Consider the following 17,931-nt stretch of genomic DNA (forward strand, 5'->3'; position numbering starts at 1 on the left):
TTTTTACGTAACGGATATTCTACGAACTAAAACATAGGAGCTTTTTTTATCTTTATGCTGTGAAAATTCATAAGGACTTAAGGAGGATGGGAAATGAGATTAGGATTTTGGTTACCGATTTTCGGAGGATGGTTACGTAATGTAGAAAATGAGAATATGCCTGCGACCTTTGATTATGCAAAACAGGTTATTCAAACAGGAGAAAGACTTGGCTTTGATGCGACGCTTATTGCCGAGCTATATTTAAATGATATTAAGGGCGTGAATGCTGATGTGCTTGAGGCGTGGTCAACCGCCGCAGCTTTAGCAGCAGTTACTGAAAAAATTGAAATATTGGCTGCAGTTCGGCCTGGCTATCATAATCCTGCGGTAATGGCAAAAGTTGCCGCAAATATTGATCAAATTGCTAATGGTCGTTTTACTTTAAATGTAGTTTCAGCTTGGTGGGAAGAAGAAGCAAAGCAATATGGTGGTTATTTTACAGAGCATGGAGAACGTTATGACCGCACAGAGGAATTTATTGAGGTTTTAAAAGGTTTATGGACAGAAGAAACGTTCAGTTATGACGGTAAATATTACAAAATAGAAAATGCACATTTATCTCCTAAGCCAGTTCGAAAACCATACCCAAGACTTTACGCAGGTGGGGAAAGTGATCGCGGTAAAGAGGCAATTACAAAGTCATGTGACGCCTATGTGATGCATGGCGGAACAGTAGAGGAAGTTGGGGCTAAAATTAAGGAAATGCTTGACCGTCGAAAAGCAATTGGAAAAGGACCGTTCGAAACTTTCGGAATGGCTGCATATGTCATTGTACGTGATTCAGAAGAAGAAGCACTTGCTGAACTAGCCCGAATTACCAATGTAGAGGATGCGGCAGGGTATGCAGGATTTAATGACTTCACTAGTAAATCAAAGTTAGAGCAACAAATTACACTACAAGATTATTCAGTTTCAAACAGAGGGCTAAGACCAAATTTAGTAGGCACACCTCAGCAAGTGGCTGATCGCATTTTAGCTTATGAAGAAGTTGGTGTAAATCTCTTGCTCCTTCAATTCTCTCCACATCTAGAAGAAATGGAACGTTTTGCAAGAGATGTTATGCCTTTAGTGAAAATAAAATCAGCCATCATACAGTAAGGAGCGATACTATGACTGCGAAAATTTATATTATTCATGAAAATGATGAGTGGACAAATCATTTAACAAATCGTTTAGAGGAACTAAACCTACCCTATGAGGTTTGGCATTTGGCGAAAGGATTGATTGACCTATCAAAAGAGCCACCACAAGGAATTTTTTATAGTCGTATGAGTGCTTCATCACATACGAGGGGGCATGAATTTGCACCTGAACTAACGGAGGCAGTGCTCGCCTGGCTAGAGTATCATGGCCGTCCAGTTATAAATGGAAGCCGTGCCTTAAGATTAGAAGTAAGTAAGGTCAATCAATATTGTGCACTTGAAGCTATTGGCATTCAAACACCTAAAACGATAGCGACAGTTGGTAAATCACAGCTAATAGAAGCGGCAAGAACAATTGGTACAACACCATTTATTACGAAGCATAATCGAGCAGGAAAAGGACTTGGAGTACAACTATTTCATTCAGTTGAAGCGCTAGAAGCATATGTAAATAGTGATACTTTTGAGTCACCTATAGATGGTATTACGCTTATTCAACAATATATAAAATCACCTGATTCTTATATAACACGATGTGAATTTGTTGGTGGTAAATTTTTATATGCAGTTCGTGTAGATACATCAGAAGGATTTGAACTTTGTCCTGCTGATAGCTGTCAAATAGTGGATCAGTTTTGCCCAGTAGGTGAAACAGCAACTAAGAAATCAAAATTTCAAATTATAGACAGTTTTTCAGAGGAGCTTATAGGGCGATATGAAGAATTTTTAGAGAAAAATAAAGTAAGTGTCGCAGGGATTGAGTCGATTATCGATGAAGAAGGGAATATTTTTACATATGACGTAAATACCAATACAAACTATAATGCAGAAGCCGAAAGAGCCGTAGGAAAATATGGCATGTTAGCTGTGGCCAAATATTTAGGTGCTACATTACGTCAATATGAAAAGACATTGCAATTTTCGTAAAGTATTTTTGTAGTCACTATGTAAAGGGGAGTGGTTAAATTGATAAAAGCAGTTATTATTAATGGCAGTAATTCGAGAAATTCACGCGTGACAGCTATTCATGATAAGGTGGAAAACTCTTTAAAGGTACAAGGAATAGCAGTGCACACAAATTACGTACATGAATTGCCAGCTGAGGACTTAATTACGGCTAATTTTGCAAGTGAGGCCATCATTACAGAAAATAAACAAGTTGAAGAAGCAGATATTATCGTAATTTTGACGCCTATTTATAAAGCCTCATATTCAGGAATACTTAAAACTTACTTGGATTTACTGCCGCAAAAAGCGTTGCAAGGAAAAATTATCTTACCAATTGCTGTAGGTGGCTCTATTGGACATTTACTCGCATTAGAATTTGCATTAAAACCAATATTAGCTGTATTAGGGGCTACAAATATTGCACATTCTGTTTATATTGTTGATAAACAAATTATTCGCCTTGAAGATGGAAGCTTTGCCATCGAGGAAGAAGCAATTAACCGACTTGATGTAGAATTAAAACAATTACAGAAAAATGTATTAGTAAACTGAAGTTATTCCGATAAAAGCTACAATTATTCCGATAAAATGAGAAAATATTCCGATAAAAGTTAAAGTTGTTCCGATAAAATGAGATTGTATTCCGATAAATCTTCAAAGTATTCATCTGAAAAAAATAGCGCATTATAGGAAATAACCACCTCCTATAACGCGCTGTTTTTTAATTAACTTCAGGTTCTTCTTTTTTCTCAATCGGTGCTGTAGTGAGATATAAGAAAGCCTCATCTTGCAATAGCGATATTTTTTCTTCACTAATACCGTGCGCTAATGGTCCAGAAAAAATGGACTCCCACCAAGTTCCTGTTGTTATTGTCATTCATCTACGCCCCCATTTCAAATTTTCAATATGTAGTTGTAAGTTTCTCGAAGTCACAAAACCGTCTACAGTTCTAACATATTCTTTACACATCCCTCGTTTAGAAAGAGGAATTTTGCTTGTCAATGTTGTATCGTATAGACAAAGATAGTTTGTTTCGAAATGAAAAAACTATGTATGCCATTTTAAAAAAAGGGGTGCTTTTATTATGAATTTTACGACACAAGATGTAGAAAATATGATTACAGAGCAACGTCAATTTTATTTTTCTCGAGCGACGAAGAGTACAAAATTTCGAAAAGAGCAATTACTAAAACTGAAGAAAACAATTTTAAAATATGAAAAAGAAATTTTGAATGCTCTATATTTAGATTTACGTAAGAGTGAGTTTGAGGCATATGCAACAGAAATTGGCATTGTTTTAGATAGTATTTCTTATATGGTAAAGCATGTTGAAGAGTGGATGAAACCGGAAGCTGTAAAAACACCGATTCAATACCAGGTGGGAAAAAGCTTTATTGTAAGAGAGCCTTTTGGCGTAACATTAATCATTGGTCCTTTCAATTATCCATTTCAACTTGTCATGGAGCCATTAATCGGTGCAATTGTTGGTGGTAATACGGCTATTGTAAAACCATCAGAAACATCTGTGCATACAGCAGCGATTGTTAAAAAAATAATTGTAGAAACGTTTAATCCTTCATACGTGCGTGTTGTGGAAGGAGAGAAAGATGAAGTGACGGCACTTATTCATGCGTCCTTTGACTATATATTTTTTACAGGAAGTGTGGCAGTCGGAAAAGTTGTTGCAAAGGCAGCGGCGGAACGATTAACACCAATTGCCCTGGAACTTGGCGGGAAAAGTCCTGCAATTGTCGATCAAACAGCCAATTTAGAAGTAGCGGCGAAAAGAATTGCATGGGGAAAATTCACAAATACTGGACAAACTTGTGTAGCACCAGACTATGTCCTTGTCCATAAAGAAGTTTATGACCGATTTATGAAAATATTGAAAGCAACTATTCGTTCTTTCTATGGTAAAAACGCAATAAAAAGCCCTGACTACGGCCGTATTGTCAATCTAAGACAATTTGATCGCTTACAACAAATTATTGTAGAAGAACGTGATGCCATTACATTTGGAGGTAGAACAGATCGTGATGATTTGTATATGGAGCCTACCATTATTGAATATGTGAAATGGTCAAATCCTTCGATGCAGGATGAACTATTTGGTCCAATTTTACCTGTGATGATGTATGATGATTTACCGCTAGCCATTCACCAAATTCGTCAGTTACCAAAGCCTTTAGCGGCGTATTTTTTCTCCGAGCATGAGAAAGCTATCCAGTACTTTTTAGAGGAATTACCATTTGGTGGAGGATGTATAAATGATACGATTACACATGTTGGAAATTTACATTTGCCATTTGGTGGTGTCGGATCATCAGGGGTAAAAGCCTACCATGGGAAGGCAAGTTTTGAAAACTTTACACATCCCAAATCAATATTAAAAAAATCTTCTAAGTTAGAGACGAATGTTCTCTTTCCACCTTATAAACAAAAGGTTAAGCTTGTGAGAACTATAATGAAATAGTAAAAGGAGGTGTCGAATCACTAAAGATTCTTGACACCTCACTTTTTTTAGGGAAAATGTAGTTGTCGATAAATGTCGTTTTTTTTATAAAGTAAGTACATTTCGAGCTTTTAAGCCATATATAAGCTGTTTGGAGGGGAAGCATGGGTTGAAAACTTTTTGCATGCGCAGAAAAGGAACGAAGGCTAAAAGCAACTGTAAGCGCTCTTTTGACTAGCTAGATGGTGCAACTGCGCGTTGCATCAAAGAGCTCATCGGATGTTCCGAGTAGACGCTCAGCCGGATGGAAATCAACCCCACGTGGTGATGATAAGCAAAATTTTATTGAAATATTAAAGATATATTAAAATGATAGCGTTTTCATCAGAAAAACGTCCTAACAAGCATTTTCTTTATGGGCGAATAAGTAGTAAAATAAATTCAATAGATTGTGGGGGACTCATCTTGTCATTTATTGTCGAATAAACAACAAATGATGAAATGAATGTAGAGATTGAATGGAGGACTATGAAATGTATGCAGAGGAATTGTTGAATGCATTACCTTTGAAAAAAATAATTGGAGTGCTACCTGATCAAGTGACTGATATTGTAATTGATTCACGTAGTGTGCAACCAAATAGTATGTTTGTTTGTATTAAAGGTTATACGGTAGATGGCCATGAATATGCACAGAAAGCTGTTGAAGGTGGCGCAACAATTGTTGTGACAGAACGACAATTACCATTAGAAGAAACGATTGCGCAAGTTATCGTGAAAGATACGGATCGAGCAGTTGGCTTGTTAGCTGCAAAGTTTTTTGACTATCCATCAAAAGATATGGCGATGATTGGTGTAACAGGAACAAATGGAAAAACATCAGTAACAGGAATTATTCAAAACATCATGCATGGTATGGGCGAGAAATCAGCGTTATCAGGGACAATCGGCTTTAATTTAAATGGTATTTTATATGAATCAGCCAATACTACAAGCGATGCATTATCGACTCAACAAATGATATTCCGTGCAAAAATGGAAGGCTGCCGATTAATGACTATGGAGGTATCTTCACACGGTTTAGCACTTGGACGTCTAGCTGGTGTAGAATATGATGTAGCTATTTTTACAAATCTTACACATGATCATCTTGATTTCCATGGAACGATGGAGGAATATGGCCATGCGAAAGGCTTATTATTCTCTCAACTCGGACAAGACTTAGAAAAGAATAAATTTGTCGTGTTAAATGCCGATGATGCTTGGTCAGAACGCTATGCTGCGATGACACCATTTCCAGTATGGACATATGGTTTGAACAATGAAACAGCTGATTTCCGAGCTATTAACTGTGAGTATCATGATTTCATGACTTCTTTTGACGTTGAAACGCCAGAGGGAATATACCGCGTGAAAATGCATTTACTTGGGGAATTTAATATATACAATGTACTTGCCGCTATGGTTGCTTTTTATGGACGTGGTTATTCAATTGAAACAATTATTGAGCAAATTGAGCAAATACCACCAGTAAAGGGACGTATGGAGAAAGTTTGCTCAGATTTACCGGTGCAGATGTTTATTGATTATGCACATACGCCTGATGCAATTGAAAAGGCGATTTCTTCAGCTCAACCATATAAAAAAGGTAAGCTTATTTTCTTAGTTGGCACAGGCGGCAATCGTGATAAATCGAAACGTCCAACAATGGCAGAAAAAGCATCAGCCGCTGATTACGTTATATTAACGACAGATGACCCGCGCTATGAAGAGTACGATAGTATTACAGGTGATCTTGCCAAAGGGATGTTACATGAAAATTATGCATGTATAGGAGACCGTGCTGAAGCTGTGCGCCATGCAATTGAGGTTGCTGAACCAGGAGATATCATTATTTTTGCTGGTAAAGGACATGAAGATTATCAAATTATTGAGAATACTAAATATCCACATAGTGATGCGGATATTGCAATAGAAGCTGGCCAATTAAAATTTGTATAATATATGATCTCCAATTAGGATGTTAGAGTGTACGATAGTGTGAATGAATGCATGTAGTCATGCGATAAGTTCACCATACTTTAAAACCCCTTTTAGTCAAGGGGTTTTCTTTTTGGGTTAACATGAAGGTGAATGTATTGAAAGAAAATGATTATCATCGGAGTGTTTGAGGGACTATCTACATTGGAACTAGCTAAGTATTCTTTGGGGAATTCATGTAAAAAGGTTGTAAGAAAGGCAAGTCTTCTTTTATTATTAGTAAGTATGAAAAAAGGAGAATGACGAGATGAATTCAAATTTAGAAAAAGATATATTATCACGTCGAACTTTTGCCATTATCAGTCACCCTGATGCTGGGAAAACGACGATTACAGAAAAGCTTTTACTATTTGGTGGTGCAATTCGTGATGCCGGTACGGTAAAAGGGAAGAAAACAGGTAAGTTTGCAACATCTGACTGGATGGAGATTGAAAAGCAACGTGGGATTTCTGTAACTTCTTCAGTTATGCAATTTGATTATAATGGATCACGTGTCAATATTTTGGATACTCCAGGTCACCAAGATTTCTCGGAGGATACGTATCGTACACTAATGGCGGTGGATAGTGCTGTCATGGTCGTAGATGCTGCCAAAGGTATTGAAGCACAAACTTTAAAGCTGTTCAAAGTTTGTAAAATGCGTGGTATTCCAATTTTTACGTTTATTAATAAACTTGACCGTCAAGGGAAGGAGCCACTTGAGCTGATTGAAGAGCTTGAGGAGGTATTGGGCATTAACGCTTACCCGATGAACTGGCCGATCGGTATGGGTAAAGAGTTTTTAGGTATTTATGATCGTTATAATAAACGTATCGAGCAATTCCGTTCTGATGAAGTAGAGCGTTTCTTGCCAATTGATGAAAATGGGGAACTTGCAGTTGAGCATCCGATGAAGGTGACTTCTTATTATTCACAAGCAATGGACGACATTATGTTGCTTGATGAAGCGGGTAATGAGTACTCAGAAGAAAAAATTCGTCGTGGTGAATTAACACCTGTTTTCTTTGGGTCTGCTTTAACAAATTTCGGTGTACAAACATTCCTTGAAACATATTTACAATTTGCACCGACACCACAGCCTCGTATTACTGAGAATGAACTATTTATTGATCCAGTTGAGCATGAGGAGTTTTCAGGCTTCATTTTCAAAATTCAAGCGAATATGAACCCTGCACACCGTGACCGTATTGCCTTTGTGCGTATCGTATCGGGTAAATTTGAACGTGGCATGAACATGACTTTATCTCGTACAGGTAAATCATTCAAAGTGACACAATCAACACAATTCCTTGCGGATGACCGTGAAACAGTAGATGAAGCAGTAGCTGGTGATATTATCGGTTTATATGACACAGGTACTTATCAGATTGGCGACACAGTCGTAGGTGGTAAAAAGACATTCCAATTTGAAAAACTACCACAGTTCACTCCAGAGCTATTTGTTCGTGTAACTGCGAAAAATGTAATGAAGTCTAAGCAATTCCATAAAGGGATTTTACAATTAGTGCAAGAAGGCGCCATTCAATATTATAAAACATTGCATACAGAAGAAGTTATTCTTGGAGCAGTTGGTCAATTACAATTTGAGGTTTTTGAGCATCGTATGAAAAATGAATATAATGTTGAAGTGAGAATGGAGCCAATTGGTTCGAAAATTGCAAGATGGATTGAAAACGAAGAGGATGTTAAAGAATCAATGTCTTCAGGTCGTTCAATGCTTGTAAAAGACCGTTTTGATAATCTTGTTTTCTTATTTGAAAATGAATTTGCTATGCGTTGGTTTGCAGATAAAAACGAAAACATTAAACTGTATAGCCTTTTATAATAAAAAGAATTGTCAGGTTGATTTCCGTTTCAGTCTACTCGCTTTCCCACGGGAGTCGAGTAGCCTTCAACTCCAATCAACAATAGCGTAGAGCTTTTATCATTTTTAGGCATTTCAAAAGTGAACAAACTAACACGAATCGACATGTTGCGATTCGTGTTTTTTTACAAGGAAAATTAAAGCTTTATGTATAATATATACAGTATTAGGAAATTTAAACCTGATGAACAGCTTCCGGAAAGAATTTATAAATAGGCACATTACTAAAAGTTGGGGTAGCGTTTGTTTTAAGCGGTTGCTATGTTGATCTTCGTTACGACTGGGCGACTCCTTGGGGATTAGCGATATAGAGGAACGAAGGCTAAAAGCATCACGTCCTGTGATAACGCCTTCGTGACCAACATCGTGCTGTTGCTGTCGCTGCGCTTTCGCACAAACAAAACCAAAACCCTCTGCTGCCGCTACGTTGTACTCACGCTTTCGCGCAAAAGACATCTGTTGGCCCGAGACCCTGGAGCGCAGCGAAGCGGCTCATCGGACGTCCCAGGAAGCTTTGCTCTGTGCGAAAGCGTAGCGACAGCAACAACAAATGTTTTCTGTAGCGAAAGCGAAGCGGCAGCTACAAAGCGCCCAGTCGGAACGGAAATCAACCACACGTTATGGTGGTGCCCAATTTATAAAATATTCACCTTTTCGGGTATTATAGAAGGGAAGAGATGGAAAAGGAGCTTATAAAGTGAATATTAGTAATTTTTCTATTAAAAGGCCTGTTTTTACAATAGTTACAATGATATTAGTCATTATTTTGGGTGGCGTTTCATTATTAAAAATACCTATTACGCTTATTCCTGAGTTACGTCCACCAATTGGCATCGTTGTTACCTCTTATCCTGGTGCAAGTCCGACCGAGGTTAATGAAAAAATAACGAAGCCATTGGAGACAACGCTTGCCACCTTACCAGGGATTAAAAAACTACAGTCTACCTCTCAAGAAGGATCCAATTTAATTGTTCTCGAATTTGATTGGTCAACCAATATTGAAGATGCTCAGCTCGATATTTTACAACGCATCGACATGACCCCTTTACCGAATGATGCTGAGAAACCTAGCTTTTTAAAATTTGATCCATCTCAGTTTCCTATCATCCAACTTTCACTACGGGCGGAAAATGACCATGTAGATGTGCGTTTACTGGCAGAAGCCTTGGAAAAGGAACTTCGTCGAACTGCTGGTGTCGCGAGTGTAAATATTTCTGGTAAGCTAGTCGAAGAAGTTCAAATAACTTTAGATGAATCGAAGTTAGTTGAAAAAGGATTAACGCAAGCAGATGTTATTCAAATTATTCAATCGAACAATGTTTCCCTTCCTGGTGAACCCGTATTAACAGCAGATGGAAAGATGTTAACAACTCGTATTTTAAGCACATTAAATTCACCTGAAAGCATTGCAGATTTAATCATTTCGGTAAATCCACTAGATGGTAAACCATTAACAGTTGGAGAAGTAGCAACTGTTGAACGCACGGAGCAAAAATCTATAACTACGACACGTGCAAATGAGCATCCTGCAGTATTAATGTCTGTATTACAGGAATCAGGCGCTAATACGGCAGAAGTATCCAAAGCTTTTAAAAAGGCTTTAAATGAATTATTAACGAAGAAGCAATATGAAGGAATCGTTGCAGATGTGCTAGTGGACCAAGGGAATTACGTAGATTTAGCGATAAGCAATATCGGAACTTCTTTACTTCTAGGTGGATTATTCGCAATGTTCGTGCTATTTGTCTTTCTACGAAGTGTGAAAAGCCCTATTATTATTGGAATTGCGATTCCGTACTCGGTTATTGTTACATTTGTTTTAATGTTTTTCGCCAATTTCTCACTCAATATTATGACATTAGGGGCGTTAGCACTTGGCATTGGTATGCTTGTTGATAATGCTATCGTTGTTATAGAAAACATTGAACGACATTTAGGACTTGGCAAGGACCCTATCGAAGCAGCTAAGGATGGGACAAAGGAAGTGGCGCTTGCGATTACTGCGTCCACACTCACAACAATTGCTGTATTCATTCCTGTAATGTTTATTAAAGGATTAATAGGGCAAATTTTCACAGAATTTGCTTTAACTATTTCTTTTAGCTTAATCGCTTCTTTAGTCGTTGCGTTAACGGTTGTCCCAATGCTTGCAAGTCGTCTTTTAAGAATGAAATCAATCAATGTTTATGAAAAACGAAATGAATCATCCTTTTACAAGAGCTACAAAACATCAATTATTTGGGTATTGCGTCACCGTATGCTTGTACTAATCTCAACAGTTGTCTGTTTTGGACTTGCCTTGTTTGGACTTATGAAAATTGGCACAGAGTTTTTACCGCCAACCGATGAAGGATTTGCATCCATAAGTGTAAATCTTGAAAAAGGGATAGCCGTATCAGAAACAGAAAAAGTGGTTGCGAAAATTGAAGATCGTTTGAAACAGGAGAAAGATGTTGACGTATATGTTAGCTTAATCGGTGGTACACAGCAAGCGCAAGCTCGGGGACAAACAAGTGCCAACCAAGCTGAGCTATATGTAAAGCTTGTCCCTTTAGCAGATAGGGATCGTTCGATTTTTGAATTTGTAGAAGAGGTTGAAAAAGATTTGCATGCAAAGCTAGGGGAGCAAGTTGAAATCAACTTCAATGTCTCAACGACAACAGGTTCGTCACCAAATACATTAACGTTTAGGTTAACAGATTCTGATGAGCGAAGACTTCATAGCTCTGTTGATAAAGTGCAGCAGGAGCTATCAAAGGTGAATGCTATCACAAAGGTATCTACGGATTTAGATATCACTGTAAAAGAAATTCAAGTCGAAGTAGACCGTGAAAAGGCGAAGGACTACGGATTTGTGCCTGCACAAATTGCTCAGACGGTCAATCAAATGACAAAGGGTCAGCTAACTACGCAATTAATGGCAGAGGATGGTGCTGTATTGCCTGTTTATACAGGCTTTGGACAAGTGTTTAATGATAGTATCGAGTCATTAAAATCGATGCAGCTACGTTCACCTGCAGGTTTATTTGTAAAACTAGAGGACATTGCAACTGTTTCTGTACAAGAAGGGCCAGTATCGATAAGACGTTCTGATCAGGCTGCTGCTGTTGCATTTTTTGTTGAATATAAAACGAAGGAATCGCTAGGTGGCATCTCGGCTAAAGTGGACAAAGCATTGGAAAAAGCGGATTTGCCTACTGAAACTCAAATTGTCTTTAGTGGAGATCGTGAGCTTTATGATAGTGCGATTAATGATATGCTTTTAGCAGTTGCGTTAGCGGTCGTACTTGTATATATCGTGATGGCCGCACAGTTTGAATCTTTTAAATATCCATTCGTTATCATGTTCACAGTACCTTTAATGATTATTGGTGTTGCTATTGCTATGTTTGCTACGAACACGCTAATTGGTGTGACATCTGTTATAGGCATCTTAATATTAGTTGGAATTGTCGTGAATAACGGGATTGTTCTTGTAGATTACATTAATCAACAAAAAGCTAGAGGACTGGCAACGTATGATGCGATTGTACTTGCTACACAAGATCGACTTCGACCAATTTTAATGACTGCACTAACAACGATTTTAGGATTGCTACCACTTGCTCTTGGCATCGGTGAAGGAACAGAGATGAATAAACCGATGGGAATTGTCGTAATCGGAGGGCTAGTGACATCCACTTTATTGACATTATATATTGTACCAATCGTGTACAGTTTAATGGATAAGACAACAAGGAAGATGCGGTAAGTTCAGGGGGGATGAGAGATGGGGGTTCATTTTTTTACAGGCTTTCCGGGTTTTATTTCAAGTCAATTAATACGAGAGTTATTTCTAAAAAATCAATCACAAGAAGTCATCGCTATTGTTTTAGCTGGGGAGTTAATAAAAGCAAATTTAGAAAGAGAACATATTTTAGCGGAGTTTCCTAACTGTTCTATTCGTATTGTAGAGGGAGATATTACATTACCGAATCTCGGTCTAGAAAACCAAGCTGTACAGGAAATTGTACCTCAAATAAAGGTGCTCTGGCATCTAGCTGCCATTTATGATTTAGCCGTGCCTCGCGATATTGCATGGAAGGTAAATGTACATGGTACGACTATGGTCAATGACTTTGTTCGCACACTTCCGAACTTAAGACGCTATATGTATTTCAGTACAGCGTATGTCGCAGGAATACGTGAAGGTGTTTTGCGAGAAACTGAATTAATTCGCCCGCCTGCATTTAAAAACTATTATGAGGAAACAAAGTATGAAGCTGAGCATCGAGTAGAAGATTTGAAATCAGAAATACCACTGACAATTATTCGACCTGGTATCGTACGTGGACATTCAGAAACAGGAGAAACGATTAAATTCGATGGACCTTATTTCTTTTTAAATATGGTGGATAAATTAAAATGCCTACCTTTTATTCCGTACATTGGTCAATCGAAATCAACAATAAATGTAGTGCCAGTGGATTACATTATAAAAGCTTCGACTTATCTAGTTGATGAAAGATGTGCTGAAGGTAAAACTTTACATCTAACGGACCCAAATCCACATCCGATGCAGGAAGTGTATCGGACGATGGTAAAGTTATTAACGAACCGTTATCCTAAGGGACGATTACCGCTAACACTAGCAAGACTATCTTTACAAGTCCCACTTCTTCGAAAAAATCTAGGTGTTGAGCAAGAAACTTTAGATTATTTAACTTGGGATGCTAAATTCGATACGTCGGAAGCAATGACTATTTTGAAAAAAGGTAATATTACATGCCCCGACTTTATACAAACTATGCCTAGAATGATTGAATTTTATTTAGCGCATAAAGAAGATAAAAGCTATCAAATTCAAATAAAGTGACTTCAAGTAGTGGTTTGCTAATTGAGAGTTGATGCAATCGGCTATAGATTTATTATTGACTGATAAAAGCATTTTTGGTTTATATTTTGCTAATGAATGCCCATTTTAACTGATTGTAGCGTAGGGCTACTCGACTCTCGCGGAAAAGCGAGACAGACGAGACCCTGCACGGAGCGAAGCGGAGGAAGCGGCTCAACGCTCGCCCGCAGGAAAGCGAGTAGTCCGTAGCGGAAATCAGAGCCTATAGTAGGGTAGAATAATTTTGCCACTCATATATGATAGTGCTATAATGAGTTTTACAGAAGAAGAACCTTCGACGTTTTGTCAAAGGGGAGTAGCTAACAGATACGAGCGATGTATCTGGATTACATTCGTCATGACATGGTTTTTACCATCGGGTGTGATAAGCGATTAACTCTATGCTTGCGGTATTCATTCCACTAGTAAAAGAGAGGTACTGATGAATTGTCAGATATTTATTTGCTTAGCGAGACCTTTGCCTTTTAATAGGGCAGAGGTCTTTTCTTTTGTACTCGTATAGTAATAACTAATTTGGGTATACAGAGCTTTAGAGGGGGCAAATGAATGGAATCAATTGTATTAGAATACGGTTGGGTACTTATTGTACTTGTAGTATTAGAAGGGTTATTAGCAGCAGATAATGCAGTAGTAATGGCTGTGATGGTGAAGCATTTACCACATGAGCAACAAAAAAAGGCACTGTTTTATGGATTATTCGGTGCATTAATTTTCCGATTCTCAGCGCTTTTTGTCATTACAGTATTAGTGAATTATTGGCAAATTCAAGCATTGGGAGCAGCTTATTTATTATTCATGTCCGCCAAAAATATATATGATTTGCGCCATAAAAAAGACTCAGAAGAAGAATCTAGTGAAGAAACGAGAAAAAAGGGCTCTGGTTTTTGGATGACAGTGCTTAAGGTAGAGGCAGCGGATATTGCATTTGCTATTGATTCTATGCTTGCTGCAGTTGCCATTGCGGTTACTTTACCGAAGGTAGGAAGCTTTGATATTGGTGGCATCAATGGTGGACAATTTATTGTCATGTTACTTGGTGGGTTTATCGGAGTGATCATGATGCGATTTGCGGCACAATGGTTTGTGAAAATATTAAATGACTATCCTTCACTTGAAACAGCTGCGTTTTTAATTGTAGGTTGGGTAGGTGTAAAGCTTGTTGTGCTGACTTTGTCACATGAGAAGGTGGGTATTTTACCTGCAGAATTTCCACATTCAACTGTGTGGGAGTTAACTTTCTGGATCGTACTAGTGGGCATCGCATTAGTAGGTTATTTAGTAGGAGTTCGTTTTAAAAATAAAGCTTAATATCATTTAGAGGGATAGTCGTAGCTATTCCTCTTTCTTTTTTTAAGTATTTTTCCTATACTAATATCTATCGAGTTTGGCATCATATTAGGAAGGGGTTTTCAACGTGCCCTGGAAAAGATCAAAAAATAGACTTGTTACACCTTTTCAGGTGCTTGTCTCTTATTATTTTATAGCTATAGCGATTTCCTTCCTGTTACTACGGCTACCAGGCGTTCATCAAGAAGGTGTACACGTTTCATTATTAGATAGTTTGTTTACGGCTGTAAGTGCAGTTAGTGTAACGGGTTTAACAACATTCGATATATCTGAAAGCTACACAACATTTGGCCTCGTGATGGTACTTGTCATTTTACAACTTGGCGCAATTGGCATTATGTCACTTGGTACCTTTGTGTGGTTACTAGTTGGGAAAAAAATAGGTATGCGTGAGCGTCAGTTGATTATGATTGACCATAATCAATACAATTTGTCAGGGGTTGTCCAATTAATTCGCGAAATATTGAAAATCTTAATCGGTATTGAAGTGATGGGTGCGTTTATTTTAACGTTGCACTTTACAAACTATTTCGATACTTTCGAAGAAGCGTTGATTCATGGTGTTTTTGCCTCCGTTTCTGCTACTACAAATGGTGGTTTTGATATTACAGGCATGAGTTTATTACCGTTTCATAACGATTACTTTGTACAAATAATAACGATGTTATTAATCGTGCTAGGCGCGATAGGCTTCCCAGTATTAATTGAAGTGAAATCTTTTTTACTTCATCGCCATGCAAATTTCCGCTTTAGTTTATTTACAAAAATAACGACCTCCACATATGCAATTTTATTTGTGGTAGGGGCTCTCGTAATTTTATTGCTTGAATCATTCCATTCCTTTAAGGGAATGTCTTGGCATGAAGCGCTGTTTTCTGCAATGTTCCATTCTGTTTCAACACGATCAGCTGGACTGACGACGTACGATGTTACAACCTTTAGTGAAGCGGCAGATATTTTTATGAGCTTTTTAATGTTTATTGGTTCTTCGCCAAGTTCAGTTGGTGGAGGGATACGTACAACAACGTTTGCCATGGCCATTCTATTCCTAATTACCTTCTCACGAGGAAGAGAGGATATTCAAGTATTCGGACGTGAAATACATTTAATCGATGTATTCCGCTCGTTTGTTGTTATTTTATTGGCATTCTTTATGGTTTTAGTTGCAACAATTATTTTACTTATTACTGAGCCACACGCATCACTGATTCAAATAATTTTTGAAATTACATCAGCGTTCGGAACGTGTGGGATGTCTTTAGGGATTACCTCGGATTTATCGGTATTTGGTAAAATTATCATTATGATTTTAATGTTTGTTGGTCGTGTCGGTTTAATCTCCTTCCTTTACACTCTTGGTGGTGGTGGTAGAGGCAAAAAATCAAGTTATCACTATCCTAAGGAACGAGTAATTATCGGGTAAATACTAGATCATTGATATGAATGACTTTTATGGGATTCAATCAATACTTGAATAGCCCCTACAACTAAGATTGAAATAAAAAAAGAGCTAATTTAGTAACGGGTTCTGTTTTGAAGTACAAAAAGCAAAATCGCAGGTTAAAAAGACAATTAATTAGCATATTAATATTAAAAGGTACTGCGAATTCGCAGTACCTTTTTTGTTCAACTGTGTTTGATATTTTGTGAATCAAAATTTAACTAAAGCGCCCCATTAGTTCAATAAGAAAACAGCTTTATTCTTTATCTTTCTTCTAATATTCTTATATAAATTCAAACGCAAACATTAAACCTAAAGGGATAGTTAACCAAAGCAGAGAATTGCTCAATATAATTTTAAAATAGGAAGTATTTAAAAGAATTCTGGCGTCAAAGTATCAGATTCACCTAACGCTCCTTCTGCAAAAAACCAAGAAATAAATAATGCAACAAAACCAGTAAATATAACATTACCTATAACAATTGATTTCATTTTTAATCCTCCTTTCTCTTTGTGTAAATAAAATACTTTATTCACCAGTAGATTCACATATCATTCTTACTTAACTATCCTGCGTCGTTATTTCAACAAAGAAAGAAGAGCTGCCTATGCGATTCAATGATCTTCAAGAAAAGCACCCCGTTAGCCCTCCATGAATCGCAAAAATAAGTACTTCACCACAGAAAATGAAAGATGATTAAGTTCTTTCCTGGGAGTTTAAGAGGGAAATTTTAAAAATAATATAACCTTTTATCATTTTCCGACAGAAAACTCTCACTTCTATAAGTGGGAGTAGTTCAAGTTTCGCCCATAAACACAAGTAGTACGATTGACAATGAAACACCAATGACATAAATCCCAAAAACAATCATAGGGGAATACTTCCAAAATCCTTTTTCTCTTTTTTTAAAGCTCTGAACACTAAATATTATTCCTATGACGAACATAATAGTCCCAAGAAAGAATAGCCAAGCAGTATTAAGTTGAAAGTAATAAAAACATGCTACACAAATAAGTCCTACTACTGAAAATAATGTTGATAATATCCCTTTTTTACTGAACATTGTTTACCTCCCTCCTTAATTTCTACAATTACTATAAGGACGAACGAAATGAATGGCGGTTCCAATTTTGATTAATTTTACCATTTAAATTCTGCAGAATCCATAACTGCTTATTGAACGACCTGCTCCGTCGGTTGAATATAATTCCTTGCCAGATTATGTATTTCCATCGTTATAGAACTTTCTATAATGTAACTTTATTAATGCGATTTGATATACCAATTCGTATGAAAATTGTTAAAAAGCCGCTTTGTATCAATAAAAAAAGGACATCCAAATCATTTCGATTTGATACACTTTTTATAGTGTTTTTTTAGTTTTGTACTCGAAAACAGGACCCGTTACTAATTTAGCTCTTTTTTTTATTTCCATACTATTTTCCGGTTGCCAATAAGTTTATTGAACGAGGATTTTAAAGGGTATCTTAGTAGAAAATCTATTCATAAAGAGGGATTTAGATTGCGTAATTGACAAGAAACTGCCTTCGACACACAATTGTCGAAAAATTTTAAATTGTTTTTTCCTGGTTATTATGACTATTTAATAGGTAATTTTTCCAATTAATAGGTATCGATGCATTGATATTTTCGAACTAAACTTTTTTAGGATAATAGTAATACATCAAAGAACATCTGTTAAGTGTAATAAAGCTACGATTTCTGATTGCTATATATTTAATGGAAATGTAATTATATGG

Annotated in this window: 12 protein-coding genes; 10 read left to right on the forward strand and 2 right to left on the reverse strand. The window is 37.1% G+C overall.

Translation table 11 applies throughout. The features are described from left to right. The first annotated feature begins 93 nt into the window (after positions 1-93). The 3 genes from B1B04_RS01805 to ssuE are packed head-to-tail and all read left to right on the forward strand — an operon-like array spanning position 94 to position 2,684. Complete coding sequence (locus B1B04_RS01805; RefSeq protein WP_079559623.1) at positions 94-1,140, forward strand: LLM class flavin-dependent oxidoreductase; 1,047 nt, start codon at positions 94-96, stop codon at positions 1,138-1,140. Between the two features lie 11 nt (positions 1,141-1,151). Then, positions 1,152-2,111: an ATP-grasp domain-containing protein gene (locus tag B1B04_RS01810; RefSeq protein WP_079559624.1), complete on the forward strand. Its 960-nt coding sequence runs from the start codon at positions 1,152-1,154 to the stop codon at positions 2,109-2,111. 39 nt (positions 2,112-2,150) lie between these two features. Continuing rightward, a complete protein-coding gene (gene ssuE / locus B1B04_RS01815) occupies positions 2,151-2,684 on the forward strand; it encodes an NADPH-dependent FMN reductase (RefSeq protein ID WP_079559625.1) in 534 nt (177 codons plus the stop codon). 169 nt (positions 2,685-2,853) lie between these two features. Here ssuE and B1B04_RS25495 read toward each other — a convergent pair whose 3' ends face one another. Then, on the reverse strand, positions 2,854-3,009 hold the full coding sequence (locus B1B04_RS25495; RefSeq protein ID WP_170938872.1) for a hypothetical protein: 156 nt from the start codon (positions 3,007-3,009) through the stop codon (positions 2,854-2,856). A gap of 208 nt (positions 3,010-3,217) precedes the next feature. On the opposite strand from B1B04_RS25495, the gene B1B04_RS01820 reads away from it, so the two are divergent. From B1B04_RS01820 to B1B04_RS01855, 7 genes are all read left to right on the forward strand, one after another. Then, positions 3,218-4,606 (forward strand): aldehyde dehydrogenase, encoded by a 1,389-nt coding sequence (locus B1B04_RS01820; RefSeq protein WP_079559626.1) that lies wholly within the window; start codon positions 3,218-3,220, stop codon positions 4,604-4,606. Between the two features lie 512 nt (positions 4,607-5,118). Beyond that, positions 5,119-6,585, forward strand: coding sequence for a UDP-N-acetylmuramoyl-L-alanyl-D-glutamate--2,6-diaminopimelate ligase (locus B1B04_RS01825; protein WP_079559627.1), 1,467 nt, complete (start codon positions 5,119-5,121; stop codon positions 6,583-6,585). Between the two features lie 286 nt (positions 6,586-6,871). Beyond that, positions 6,872-8,449, forward strand: a complete 1,578-nt coding sequence (locus B1B04_RS01830; protein WP_079559628.1) for a peptide chain release factor 3 — start codon at positions 6,872-6,874, stop codon at positions 8,447-8,449. A 736-nt stretch (positions 8,450-9,185) separates the two neighbouring features. Further along, entirely contained in the window at positions 9,186-12,239 is a 3,054-nt protein-coding gene (locus B1B04_RS01840; protein ID WP_079559630.1) for an efflux RND transporter permease subunit, read from the forward strand. 18 nt (positions 12,240-12,257) lie between these two features. Beyond that, complete coding sequence (locus B1B04_RS01845) at positions 12,258-13,343, forward strand: SDR family oxidoreductase (RefSeq protein WP_079559631.1); 1,086 nt, start codon at positions 12,258-12,260, stop codon at positions 13,341-13,343. Between the two features lie 585 nt (positions 13,344-13,928). Next, positions 13,929-14,690 (forward strand): TerC family protein, encoded by a 762-nt coding sequence (locus tag B1B04_RS01850; RefSeq protein WP_079559632.1) that lies wholly within the window; start codon positions 13,929-13,931, stop codon positions 14,688-14,690. 106 nt (positions 14,691-14,796) lie between these two features. Then, on the forward strand, positions 14,797-16,152 hold the full coding sequence (locus B1B04_RS01855; protein ID WP_079559633.1) for a TrkH family potassium uptake protein: 1,356 nt from the start codon (positions 14,797-14,799) through the stop codon (positions 16,150-16,152). Positions 16,153-16,967: 815 nt separating this feature from the next. Here B1B04_RS01855 and B1B04_RS01860 read toward each other — a convergent pair. Continuing rightward, entirely contained in the window at positions 16,968-17,234 is a 267-nt protein-coding gene (locus B1B04_RS01860; RefSeq protein WP_079559634.1) for a hypothetical protein, read from the reverse strand. Between the last annotated feature and the right edge of the window lie 697 nt (positions 17,235-17,931).

The sequence above is a fragment of the Lysinibacillus sp. KCTC 33748 genome, from assembly GCF_002237755.1.
Classification (GTDB): domain Bacteria; phylum Bacillota; class Bacilli; order Bacillales_A; family Planococcaceae; genus Lysinibacillus.